Genomic DNA, 12,725 nt, shown 5'->3' on the forward strand with positions numbered 1-12,725 from the left:
TGGGAAAATGAGCTTTTTGTGCGGCTGGAAGCGGCGGGCCACGTCGTTTCATACCGTCGCACATCGGCAGCGGCACCGAGTACTCGCGCATTCGATGCTGTTCTGGCGATCGAAAGCTGGCGCTTTGGTCCCTCTCTGGCGACTCGCGTCGCGCCGCTTCCGGCGATTGATCGCGGCCCTCCCGATCTCATCATCGATCTCACCGGCAGTGCAACGAGACAAGCGACACCGATCCTGCAGCTGGAGTTTTGCGGTCAAGGCACTTTTCTTGCCGGCATCAACACAATGCTGGCAAGCGGGCAACTGCCTGAACTTGCCGCTCGCCTCGATGGCGTTGTTGTGGCACGGGCTCGCCCCATGCTCGGGGACAGGTTCTGGCTTTCTCGGACCAGCAACAATCTGCTTGCCGGCGCTATATCGCTGATTATGCAAAGCGTCGCCCGTTTTTTCGGGGGCAAGCTCCAGCCGATTGCCGATAGCGCGCAGCCCCCTCTGAAGAATGGCGGTTTTGTTCGGCACGCCGGGCCATATTTCTGCAAAGGCTTGGTCAATCGCGCCGTAGAGAAACTCAGGCAGAGACGGCGTCCGTTCTATTGGCAGGTCGCCTATCGGCTGATCGATGGACCTGGAATCGCCGAAACCGGGAGGATCGACGGTTCGCCGTTCACGGTTCTTCCGGATGATGGCGAACGTTTTTACGCTGACCCTTTTGTTTTCGAGCGCGATGGCCGCCACTATCTGTTTGTCGAGGAATTTCCATATGCGACGGGTCGCGGCGTAATCTCCGTCGCAGAACTCCATGCTGATGGCAAGTTCGGGGTTCCGCGGCTCGTGCTCGAAGAAGGGCACCACCTGTCATATCCGCAGGTATTCGCCCACGATGGCGAGGTTTTCATGATCCCCGAGAGCGGTTCGGCGCGCGAAGTCGTGCTCTATCGTGCCGTGCGGTTTCCCGACCGGTGGGTACGCGACACGGTGCTGATCCCCGACAGTGATTTCAATGACGCGACACTGCTCGAATCCGATGGTCGTTTCTGGCTGCTGGGAACAGAACGGTACGGCTATGGCAGCGCCTCGGACACATTGGCTGTCTATGGTGCGCCCTCACTGCGAGGACCATGGATTGGCCATGCGCTCAATCCCATCGCCGTCGATCACTCTGCGGCCCGTCCCGGCGGCGCTATCATTCGCCGCGGCGCAACTCAGGTGTTGCCCGTTCAAGACGGCTCACGCGCCTATGGCGGCGGTCTTGGCCTGATGAGCCTGGAGCAGCTCGACGATAACGATGTCCGTTTTTCCTCGCCTCGCCCGATCTGTCCGGGGTCAGCGTGGGCACGCGCCGGCATTCATACGCTCAACCGCGCAGGGCGTGTCGAAGTCATAGACAGCGCCGGCTAAATTTTTCCGCCGTTCCCAAGCCGGCAGTTCCTCCTGCGAAATGCATCAGCCGGATTGAGTGCGCGCCCGTTCGAAGGCAACCGAAGGCGAAACGTCTGGTGGCTTTCTGGAGGCAATCAACAACACCACCAAAATCGTCACGTCGGGCGTTTTCGAAGACAGGGCGTTGTTTGACAGCGAGGCAAGCAAGAATACAGCGGTGGCGACCTTGGCTGGTAGAGGCACGTCGTGCAGCAACCTGAAGATGAACCAGAGTATCAATGCGAAGAAGAGTATGGCTACGGGAATGCCGAACAACAGGGCAAAGACCACCGGAGCGCTCTCGATGTGGGGTAGCCCCAACTGCTCATTCACAATCCTCAATAGGTCGTTGGCGTCCATCCCAAACAGAATGTCCTTCCAGCTGACGAGCCCGAAAACCTGGTAGATCGTCACCCGTGCCATGAAATTTGCGTCGAAGATCGTGTTGCTGAACCGATTCAGGAAACCGGCGGAAAACAGCACAGCGATCATCGCCATTCCAGCTATCGCGGCGAACACCAGCACGACGAACTTGGCCTGCCGCTGATGTTCGAGCGTCAAACGCGGCCAGCGCACGAACAACAGGAGAATGAAGATTTCACCAACTGTGAGGATCAGGGCAGTGCGCGCGCCCGACGCCGCGATGCCGACGAACAATATCAAGATCGAAAGCACCCGCACCCATATGCGCCAGCGGGTCGACGCCACGAAGCCTATTGCGATAGCGCTGAGCCCCCCCAATGCCAGGGGGTGTCCCGCCAATCCGATTGGCCTGAACTCCGGTTCATTCTCGGTGAAGGGTAGAAAACGATGTTGGATCATGACTTCAACAACACCTATTGCGGCGCTCAGGATCAGCACTACGAGGACCACATCGCCCAATGCCCGTCTCGCTTGCGGGTTCAAGGCCAGCATCATCAAGCCCGCGGCGCCTGCCACCAGATATGTGTCGACCACAAAACCGGACGCACCGGCGCGACCGGCAGCAAACAGGTAGGGCACCAGTGCCAAAACCAGCACTGAATAACGGAGCAACGCCTTGAATATTCCAATTTCGTCGCCGCGCAGCAGAAAGGGCCGGCTGAAAAGAACAAGCGGGGTCAGCAAGAAGATGGCATAGGTGCCGAAATGGAGTTTTGCGTAGAAAGGCCCGCCCTCGTCCGTATAGTTGACCACCATGTTCATCAACTGCGGCGGTACGGTGAAGCGGATCAGGAGTGCAAAGGCCGCGCATAGGAAAAACAGAAGCGACAGCGCATTCTGACGGCGCGCCCGGCTGGATAACTGTTCCGATCCGGCAGTCAGGCTGCTCATAGCCTATCCTAAATAGGGATATTCACACGACATCTGGCCACCGATATCCGCAAGGGTTCGCCGGATCGTCATGGTATGCCGGATTGGTCAATCTATATGCAAACATGGAAAATAAAATGTTAACGATGTTTCGGTAAGCAGGCTACGTATGGTGAAGAATTACAAGGGTTAACACATGTCTGCGGGTTCCCGCCCCCCAACGTCCGCGGCGGCCGGCGGTATCAGCCCTTATGAACGGATCGAAAATGCGCGGCGTGCCAGCGGAGCAGGGCTGCAACAACGTGCTTCACCCGTGGCATCCGCGCTCACGTCACCTTCGAAGGAGGTGACGGCTGCCAAAGAACCAGTCGCAACGGTGACGCTCGACAAGATCGGGGCCTTTTTGGAACTCGATTTTCGGCGTCTGTTTGTGTGGCTGCGCGCGGGCCTTGTGATGGCTCTTCTACTGGCAATCGTCGGCGGTGTCCTCGGGGGAGCCTATGGGCTGCTGGGTAAGCAACGCTATACCGTCACTACCGACATCTTGATCAACCCCGCCAATTTGCAGGTTGTCCAGAACGATCTCTACCCTCAATCGGGGCAGGTCGATGGACAGATCCTGAGCATGCGCAGCAAGCAGCGTATCATGACCTCGGGCAGTGTGCTTTCACGCGTGGTGGATGAGCTCGACCTCACCGACGATCCAGAATTCTTTGATGCCAGCCGAAGTGGCGGCAAAGCCAACGACGCCAAGCCCGACCCGAAACTTACCGCGCTGAAAAACCTGGCGCAGAAGGTCAAAACCAGCGGGGATGAAAAGTCGTTCGTGACGACGCTTTCTGTATCGGCCCAAACTGCGGACAAAGCCGTCGAGATATCGCAGGCCATAACCAAGACGTTCCAGGAAGAACTGGCCAATGCCGAGGCTTCCGGTGCAAGCCGTGCCGCTGCCGCTCTCGACGCACGGCTGGGCCAGCTCAGGAACGATGTGCAGGCGGCCGAAGAAAAAGTCGAGGCCTACAGACGCAGCCACAGTCTGTCTTCCAGCAATGGCCAGCTCGTCAGCTCTCAAACGATGACGCAGCTCAATACCCAACTTGTCGAGGAGCAATCGCGTGTTGTCGCCGCGCAGGCGAACTATGATGCCTTGGTCGCCTCGGGCGTCAACGGAACTCGTTCCGCTCCCGAGACTTCAGGAACGCTTGCGGCGCTGCGCGAAAGGGCAAACAGCCTGCGGCAGCAAATCGATTCGCAAGCCATGACGTTTGGCCCTCGCCATCCAACGATCGTACGTCTCAAAACGGAATTGACGACCGTCGACGCGCAGCTCAGAGCCGAGTTCAGCCGCTCTGTCGATCAGGCAAAAGTCGATCTCGACAGGAGCAAAGCAGCGTTGGCTTCGCTCAATGCAAAAATGAATGATCTCAAAGGCAGGGTTTTCACTGACAATGAATCGGAAGTCGCCCTGCGCGAGCTTCTGCGCGATGCAGCATCGAAGTCGGCGATCTATGAGAGCTTCCTTTCCCGTGCGCGCCAGATCACCGAACGCGAGCAGATCGACACCACGAATGTCCAGGTGATTTCCATGGCGGTGCCGCCGAATGGGCGCTCGTGGCCACCCCGTACCTCGATCATGATCGTGTTGGGGGCGGTAGCTGGCTTTGCTCTCGGCATGTTCCTCGCTATCGCCTGGGGTATCATACGTGACATGCGCCGCCCTCCAAACAATTCGAAAGTTGGCGCAGCCCGCGCCTGAAAAACAGCATGGCAAAGCGCATTGTTTTCCACATCGCCAGCCTAAGAGGCGGCGGCGCAGAGCGTGTCTTTGTCCTCATGGCAAATGAACTCGCCGCCCGCGGACACGACGTCACGCTTTTTACCTGGAATGCCGAAGGACCGAATGCCGCCTTGCGCTCGCCCGCGGTACGCCTGATCGACCTCGGTTTTGCCATTCGAGACGAAGGTTATGGCAAGGCGAAAACACTGAAGGGCGTCGTGCAAGGCGCACGCCTGCTCAAGCGTCTCGCTCCCGATGCGGTCTTCAGCGCGCCCGAATTCGCCAATCTGCTGATGGCGTTGGCGTTGTTGTTGGCAAGAAGCCGGGCCAAGTTCTTTCCGAGCTTCCATGCCGCCGCTTCGCTTTCGTCCGACAGGCTCGGCGCCAGACTGGCACACCATCTTTCCAGATCGGTGGCGGCACGCGCAACCAGGGTCATCGCGGTATCGGAAGGCGTTGGCAGGGATCTTGTGGCGGGAGGCTTTCCCAAATCCAAGGTAGTCGTCATCAACAACCCGCTGCCACCGACCGTTGTGGGCCCAGGGCATTCCCATGCAGGGCATTCCCATGCTTGGCAGGCCCAGTTGAAGGCGATGGGCGATGGTCCGGTCATCGCCACCATGGGACGCCTCGTTCCGGTCAAGGACCATTGGACTTTGCTGAGAGCTTTCGCCGCGCTGCGCGTCGACCGTCGGGCTCGTCTTGTCATTTTCGGTGAAGGGCCGCTGGCGGCAGAGCTGCAAGCCTATGCGCAGGAAATCGGCATAGGCTCCGACGTGCTCTTTGCGGGCTATGTCAATGATCCCGCAGCTTGCTATGCGGCAACCGATCTGTTCGTTCTTTCATCGACAAGCGAGGGCTTCGGCAATGTCCTGGTCGAGGCCATGGCAGCGGGTGTCCCGGTAATCTCCACGGATGCACCACATGGCCCGCGCGAGATTCTTGGGGATGGCCGTTTCGGAACCCTGGTGCCAGTAGGCGACGACACGGCGATGGCAAATGCAATGGCCGAGATGCTGGATCGGCCGAAACCCGCCCAGATCCTGGCAGGCAGGGCGGCGGATTTCGAGGTCGGGAAGATCGGAGATCTCTATGAGGCGCTGCTGCGGGAGTGATCCGCTGCTCGGTGAATCGCGACAGCAAGCTGTTTGGAAAGCGCCTAACTCTCCGACGCCTGATCGCGAATGAGCGGAAATGGTGCTGTTTCAAGCGCTGGTTAACCCGCCTTTAAACCGCCTCATCTAGTCTTCATCGGAGCGCCATCGGCATCGGGACTATCGGCAGCGCGCATGGCGGACCGCAGGGACAGACGCATCGAGCCCAGCTTCGACGGGCCGTCGCAAACGGCTTCTTCCACGGGATTCTCGGTGCGGGAAGAGGACCGCGTCGTGCCGGGAAACCGTAAATCCTCCAGCAAACGCAGCGCGAGCAAAGCGAAGTCGGCTCGTGGCAGCCGGCGCAAGCGCAGCAAGACCGGCCTGTTCGGACGGCTGCTCTATTGGTGTTTCGTGCTTGCCATCTGGGGCGGCATCGCAGGTGCCGGCGTCGTCGTCTATTACGGCGCCAAGATGCCGGCGGCCACCACATGGTCGGTTCCGGACAGGGCGCCCAATATCAAGATCGTCGATGTCGATGACCAATTGATCGCCAATCGGGGAGCGAGTGGCGGCGAGGCGGTCGGCCTCAACGAGATGTCGCGCTATATTCCCGAAGCCGTCATCGCCATCGAAGACCGGCGCTTCTATTCACACTACGGCATCGACCCGATCGGCTTCACCCGTGCGGTCGTGACCAACCTTATCGGCGGCAGCCTGCGGCAGGGCGGTTCGACATTGACCCAGCAGTTGGCCAAGAACCTGTTCTTGACGCCGGACCGGACGCTGGAGCGCAAGGTGCAGGAGGTGTTGCTCGCCATCTGGCTGGAGCAGAAGCACACCAAGGATCAGATCCTCGAAATGTATCTGAACCGGGTTTATTTCGGCTCCGGCGCGCATGGCGTCGAAGCGGCCTCGCGCCGCTATTTCGGCAAGAGCGCGCGTGACGTGACGCTCTCGGAAGCGGCATTGCTCGCCGGCCTGCTCAAGGCGCCGTCGCGCTTCTCGCCGGCGCGCGATCCCAAGGCGGCCGAGCGCCGCGCTCAGCTGGTGCTGGGCGCCATGCGTGAAGAGGGCATGATCAGCGACAAGCAACTGAAGACGGCGATGGCAGCCCCCGCGGTGCGCGCGCCATCCTACTGGACCGGCTCGGAAAACTATGTCGCCGACACCATCGTAGAAGAACTTCCGACCCTGATCGGTGACGTGCGCGGCGACATTGTCGTGGAAACGACGGTGGACCTCACGCTGCAGAAGCTCGCTGAAAAATCGATCCGCGAACTGGTCGATGCGAAGGGCAAGAAACTCAATGTCACCCAGGGAGCGCTGGTGTCGATCGACAACTCCGGTGCGGTGCGGGCGATGGTCGGCGGTTACGACTATTCGACCAGCCAGTTCAACCGCGTCTCGGAGGCACGGCGACAGCCCGGCTCGGCCTTCAAGCCCTTCGTCTACATGACGGCGCTGGAAGCCGGCCGCACGCCTGACAGCGTGCGCAACGACGCGCCGATCCGCATCGGAAAATGGACGCCAGCCAACTTCAAGGGCAAATATTACGGCAAGGTCACACTGGCGACGGCCCTGGCCAAATCACTGAATTCGGTGGCGGCGCAGCTCACGATGGAAGTTGGCCCCGATGCGGTCGTTGAAACCGCGCACCGCATGGGCATCGAGTCCGATTTGCAGAACAACACGGCGATCGCGCTCGGCACTTCGGAAGTGACGCCGCTGGAACTGACCTCGGCCTACGTCCCCTTCGCCAATGGCGGCTTCCGGCCAGAGGTGCATTTCGTGCGCCGCATTACCGACACCAACGGCAAGGTGCTCTATAAAGCCAACGAAGGCTCGGCGCCGCGCGTGGCGCGTACTGAGATCATCGGCATGATGAATTCGATGATGTCGGGCACCGTCGAGGTCGGCACCGCGAAAAAAGCCGCTTTCGGCTGGCCTTCCGCCGGCAAGACCGGCACCAGCCAGAATTCGCGCGATGCCTGGTTCGTTGGCTACACCGCCAATCTCACCACCGGCGTGTGGTTCGGCAATGACGATGGCACCGCGATGAAGAACGTTACCGGCGGCGCATTGCCGGCGCAGGCCTGGCATGAATTCATGATGGCCGCGCATCAGGGCGTTCCGGTGAAACCACTGCCTGGCACCTGGCGCTCGACGCCAGCCGATACCGTCGTGCAGGACGATATTCCCCCGGACCTCACACCACCGGCGCCCGTTCCGGGAGGCGTGCCGTCTGCCTCGGCCGATCAGCCCGCGCGCGCGGTGCGTCAACAGGTTCAGGACGACAGTGCTGCCATGCCGCGTGACAATGGCAGCACCGCCTCGATCGATCATCCGGTGCCGCCGGGCGATGTCGGCGGGCCTACCAAGAAGCGCAGCACCTCGATCTTCGATATCCTGAGCGGAGGCTGAGGCGTCGTTAGGTTTCGGAAAAGCGCGGTCGCGCTAGCTCATCTCTTACGCACGGGTGTTGCTCAATTTCGCCAAAATGGACACCAGCTGTGGCGCCATAGAGCTGATTTCGTCCAAATGGATATCGGAAAGCGATTGCAGGCGTTTTTCGCTTTCCGGTGTGAGCGTCAGCAGCACCCGCCGGCCGTCGTTCGGATCAGACCGGCGGCGCACGAGGCCCGCTTCCTCCAGCCGATTGGCGAGTTCCGCGGCTGTGTGCTGCCGCACCAGCAGCCGTGTCGCCAGATCGCCGATCGACAAGCCGTCAGCCTCGCCCACGCCCTTGATCGTAAGCAGCGCCTGGTGCTGCTGCGCCGTCAGGCCCGCCTTGCTTGCCGCTGCTTCGCTGAAGGCAAGAAACCTGCGGATCGCATAACGGAACTCGGCGAGAGAGCGATAGTCGACGCTTTGCGAGCCGCCAGAACGCGGACGTCCCGAGCCTGCTTTCGGTTTTTTGATCACCGGGTCATTCCCTTTCGAGAATTTATATCGTAGTGCGATATAAATTCATCAACAGCACTGTCATCATGCCTACATCGACCGAGACCCATAAGCCAGCCAGCGTCGCGCTGGGACACCGGCCGCATTTCTCGTCCAGGCACTCCGTGCCAAGGCCGGGCGACTTCACTGCCGATGCCCGTGTGCTCATGCTGATGGCCATCGCCGTCGTCGTCGGCACCGCCTCGGTGGGGACCGCCTGGCTCCTGCTCAGACTGATCACACTTTGCACCAACATCGCCTATTATGGCCGCTTCTCACTGGAGGCCTTGCCGATTGCAGGCTCACCCCTCGGATGGGGAATGGTTGCCGTGCCAGTAATCGGCTGCCTGATCATCGGCCTGATGGCGCGTTTCGGCTCAGAAAAAATCCGCGGTCATGGCATACCCGAGGCCATCGAAGCGATCCTGATCGGCCAGAGCCGCATCAGCGCCAAGGTTGCCCTGCTCAAGCCGCTTTCCTCGGCGGTCTCGATCGGCACCGGTGGTCCGTTCGGCGCGGAAGGCCCGATCATCATGACGGGCGGCGCCGTCGGCTCGCTCATCGCGCAGACGATCCACCTGAGTTCCAGCGAACGCAAGGCGCTGCTGGTGGCAGGCGCGGCTGCCGGTATGACGGCGATCTTCGGCACGCCGCTTGCCGCGGTGCTGCTGGCGGTCGAGCTTCTGCTTTTCGAGTGGAAACCGAGAAGTTTCCTGCCGGTGGTCGTCGCCGCGACGGTTGCGGCGGCTGAACGCACGCTGTTGCTCGATCCGGCGCCGCTGTTTGCCTATGCGGGCCAGATGACCCCCTCGCTGCCGGCCTTTCTGTCATGGATGGTGGTTGGGCTCGCCATGGGGCTGGGTTCGGGGTTGCTCACGGCCATGGTCTATGGCACGGAGGATCTGTTCCAGAAGTTGCCGATCCACTGGATGTGGTGGCCGATGATCGGTGGTCTCGTGGTCGGTCTTGGCGGCCTGATCGAACCGGCGGCATTGGGCGTCGGCTACGACAACATCCACCATCTGCTGGCCGGAGACCTTGTTTTCAAAGCGGCCCTTCTGCTTCTTGTCGTGAAGGCCATCATCTGGGCAGTGGCGCTGGGTTCGGGCACGTCCGGCGGCGTTCTGGCGCCGTTGTTGATCTTCGGCGGCGCGCTGGGTGCGCTTTTGACACCTCTGCTGCCGCAGGCCGACAACGGTTTCTGGGTGCTGCTCGGCATGGCCGCCATGATGGGCGGCACGATGCGCGCGCCTTTGACGGCAACGCTTTTCGCGGTCGAACTGACGGGAGACCAGCACGCGCTGCTGCCGCTGCTGGTTGCCTGCGCGATAGCCTATGCCACAACCGTGCTCCTGCTCAAACGGTCCATCCTGACCGAGAAGATCGCGCGCCGTGGCCTGCACATCACGCGCGAATATCAAGCCGATCCGTTCGAACAAGCCTGGGTGAAGGATGTGATGGTGAAACCGGATGCGATCGACGCATCCTGGAGCGTGGGCCAGACGATCGACTATTTCATGAGCGCCGATCATCGCCACAAGAGCTATCCTGTCATCACATCGGACCGGATCGTTGTGGGGATGGTTTCGCGGGGAGACGTTCTGGCCTGGCTCAGCGAGAGCGGTGAGGTTGACCGGGAATCTCTGCTTGGCGATGTGCTTGTCGAGGAACCGCTGTTTGGCAGGCCGGACGAGTTGGTCGGTCACTTGGCGGACCGCATGGCGGAAAACGGGATCGGTCGTGTGCCGGTGATCGACGCCGCAGGCAAGCTGGTCGGTCTGGTCGCCCGCAAGGATCTTCTGACTGCCAGGGCGCGGCGTGTCGCCGAGGAACGCGACCGTTCACGGCTGCTGGTGCGGCAGCATGGCCGTAAGACTGCGAAGCCGGAAACCGCCAGCCCTCGCGCATGACCTGAAAATCGGATCGATTTTCGGAAAGGTCATACGGGATATTACTGGAGCGTCGATTGCGCATCCGAAAGCACGCGCGGCGCTCCAACGCTTTGTTTCTGCGCAATTCCGGACGCAAAACCGCTCCGCACTTTTGCTGGAACTGCTTTAGGCAGCCGGCACTGGCTCGACCGTGGTTTCGCTCTGCTGGTCTGGTCCCGGTTTCAGCACGGCTTCGACGATGCCGCGCGCGATTTCACGTTCGCCCATGATAACCGTGTTGGCGCCGAGTCCTTCCAGATGTTCCACTTCGGCATCGGAATGGGCGCGGGCGACGATTTCGATCGTCGGGTTGGCGGCCCGGGCGAGGAGAGCGATGCGGCCAGCCTCGAAGGCATTCGGAATGGCCAGGATCAGCCGCTTGGCCAATGTCGGGTTGGCCGCGGCGAAGACGTCTTCCTTGGCGGCGTTGCCTGTCACGGTCTCGATGCCGTCCGCCTTCAGGCGCGCCACCGTCTTGTCCGCGTCCTCCACGACGAGGAATGGCTCCCCGGCCTGTTTCAGTGCCGCGCCCACCAGACTGCCGACACGGCCGTAGCCGATCAGGATCGTGTGGTTGGTCTGGGTTGTGGGGGTGGGGGCATCGTCCTCTTCCGGCTTCTCGCCCGTGGTCGCGACCTGTCCGACAGTCGTTGCCGGGCCGATCGGGGCCGTGGCGACCGCCGCGCCATCGGCGCCACGCCGCTGCTCAAGCCACGGCTTCAGCCGATCGACCAGCAGGAACATCACCGGGTTCAGAATGATGGAAAGGATCGCGCCGACCAGGATCAGGTCGCGGCCTTCCTCGGGCAGAAGCTTCAGGCCGACCCCGAGTTCGGCCAGGATGAAGGAAAACTCGCCGATCTGCGCAAGGCTGGCCGAAATGATGAGTGCCGTCGCGATCGGATAACCGAACAGCAGCACAATGGCGAAAGCAGCCAGCGACTTACCGATGACGATGATGAAGAGCGTCCCCAGCACCGGCCAGATGTGCTGCATCACGCTGAAAGGATCGAACATCATGCCGACCGAAACGAAGAACAGCACGGAAAAGGCGTCGCGCAACGGCAGCGATTCCTCAGCGGCGCGATGGCTGAGCTCGGATTCGCTCATCACCATGCCGGCGAAGAAGGCGCCGAGCGCCAGCGAAACACCGAACAGCTTGGCCGCGCCGAAGGCGACGCCAAGCGCCACGGCCAGCACCGCCAGGCGGAACAGTTCACGCGAGCCGGTATGGGCGACATAATGAAGAACCCAGGGAATGACACGGCGGCCGACCACCAGCATCAAAACCACGAAGGCGACGACCTTGGCCAGGGTGACGCCGACCACGCCCCAGACGCCGTAGTCGGCGGTCATCCCATAGAGGCCGCCAGGTGCGGGCGCCTGGTCCACTCCGCCGAGCACGCCGGCCAACGCCGGCAAAAGCACCAGCGTCAACACCATGGCAAGATCTTCGACGATCAGCCAGCCGACGGCGATGCGGCCGCGCTCGGTCTCGACCAGCCGGCGCTCCTGCAGCGCGCGCAGCAGCACCACGGTGCTGGCCACCGAAAGCGCCAGGCCGAACACCAGACCGGCACCGAGCGACCAGCCGAGCATCCAGGCCAGCCCCCAGCCGAGCAAGGTGGCAAAGCCGATCTGCACCACCGCACCGGGCAGCGCGATGGCGCGCACGGAAAGCAGGTCCTTCATTGAAAAATGCAGGCCGACGCCGAACATCAGGAGAATGATGCCGATCTCGGCGAGCTCGAGCGCGAGGCCCTGGTCCGCGACGAAGCCTGGCGTGTTGGGACCAACGAGGATGCCGGCCAGCAGATAGCCGACCAAAGGCGGAATGCGGAAGCGATTGGCTATGGCGCCAAAGACGAATGCCAACCCCAGACCGACGACGATGGTTGCGATAAGGGGTGTGTCATGCGGCATGGTCGATGGAGCGCCCTTCTTGGTTCCAACGTATCGGCCCGAAAATCGGAACCGATTTTCGGAAAGCACGATGCGCAGCTTTAAAATGTTAGAGCGTCCCTGCATCCCCCAATGGACGCGCAGCGCTCTAACGATGTTGGATGAGCGTCGCCCTGAGCCGCCGCCTTATTCCACTATGGGGATGGCGACGATGCCGTGCAACCCCACGAGGTCCTTGAAATGCATGTGAAATGCGCGGGTAGGGCGATTTGCGGTGTCTGGGGGCCGTTCGGTGTTCCAGTGCTTAATTCTACTAAATAGATAGAAATTAGAAAAATGTGTTTTGCTGGAAAGGCGAGCGGCGGT

Annotated in this window: 9 protein-coding genes; 5 read left to right on the forward strand and 4 right to left on the reverse strand. The window is 61.2% G+C overall.

Annotated elements, in window-relative coordinates:
- Positions 1 to 48: 48 nt before the first annotated feature.
- Entirely contained in the window at positions 49 to 852 is an 804-nt protein-coding gene (locus tag AO692_RS33645) for a hypothetical protein (protein WP_244483295.1), read from the reverse strand.
- Between the two features lie 42 nt (positions 853 to 894).
- Between AO692_RS33645 and AO692_RS33650 the strand changes: the two genes are divergently transcribed.
- Positions 895 to 1,398, forward strand: coding sequence for a hypothetical protein (locus AO692_RS33650; protein ID WP_244483296.1), 504 nt, complete (start codon positions 895 to 897; stop codon positions 1,396 to 1,398).
- Between the two features lie 45 nt (positions 1,399 to 1,443).
- Here the strand turns inward: AO692_RS33650 and AO692_RS08675 are convergent, their stop codons facing one another.
- On the reverse strand, positions 1,444 to 2,733 hold the full coding sequence (locus AO692_RS08675) for a VpsF family polysaccharide biosynthesis protein (protein ID WP_054309663.1): 1,290 nt from the start codon (positions 2,731 to 2,733) through the stop codon (positions 1,444 to 1,446).
- Between the two features lie 175 nt (positions 2,734 to 2,908).
- Between AO692_RS08675 and AO692_RS08680 the strand changes: the two genes are divergently transcribed.
- The 3 genes from AO692_RS08680 (at position 2,909) to AO692_RS08690 (ending at position 8,007) form a co-directional block, all read left to right on the forward strand.
- Positions 2,909 to 4,468: a GumC family protein gene (locus tag AO692_RS08680; RefSeq protein WP_054309664.1), complete on the forward strand. Its 1,560-nt coding sequence runs from the start codon at positions 2,909 to 2,911 to the stop codon at positions 4,466 to 4,468.
- An 8-nt stretch (positions 4,469 to 4,476) separates the two neighbouring features.
- Entirely contained in the window at positions 4,477 to 5,604 is a 1,128-nt protein-coding gene (locus tag AO692_RS08685; RefSeq protein WP_054309665.1) for a glycosyltransferase, read from the forward strand.
- Between the two features lie 174 nt (positions 5,605 to 5,778).
- Positions 5,779 to 8,007: a transglycosylase domain-containing protein gene (locus AO692_RS08690; protein ID WP_054309666.1), complete on the forward strand. Its 2,229-nt coding sequence runs from the start codon at positions 5,779 to 5,781 to the stop codon at positions 8,005 to 8,007.
- Positions 8,008 to 8,052: 45 nt separating this feature from the next.
- Here AO692_RS08690 and AO692_RS08695 read toward each other — a convergent pair whose 3' ends face one another.
- Complete coding sequence (locus tag AO692_RS08695) at positions 8,053 to 8,508, reverse strand: MarR family transcriptional regulator (protein WP_162839658.1); 456 nt, start codon at positions 8,506 to 8,508, stop codon at positions 8,053 to 8,055.
- Between the two features lie 65 nt (positions 8,509 to 8,573).
- On the opposite strand from AO692_RS08695, the gene AO692_RS08700 reads away from it, so the two are divergent.
- Positions 8,574 to 10,436, forward strand: coding sequence for a chloride channel protein (locus tag AO692_RS08700; protein WP_082407266.1), 1,863 nt, complete (start codon positions 8,574 to 8,576; stop codon positions 10,434 to 10,436).
- Between the two features lie 147 nt (positions 10,437 to 10,583).
- On the opposite strand, the gene ybaL is transcribed toward AO692_RS08700, so the two are convergent.
- Positions 10,584 to 12,380, reverse strand: a complete 1,797-nt coding sequence (ybaL, locus tag AO692_RS08705; protein ID WP_054309667.1) for a YbaL family putative K(+) efflux transporter — start codon at positions 12,378 to 12,380, stop codon at positions 10,584 to 10,586.
- Positions 12,381 to 12,725 lie beyond the last annotated feature (345 nt).

The sequence above is a fragment of the Mesorhizobium sp. 1M-11 genome (genome assembly GCF_001303895.1).
In the GTDB taxonomy this organism is placed as follows: domain Bacteria; phylum Pseudomonadota; class Alphaproteobacteria; order Rhizobiales; family Rhizobiaceae; genus Mesorhizobium.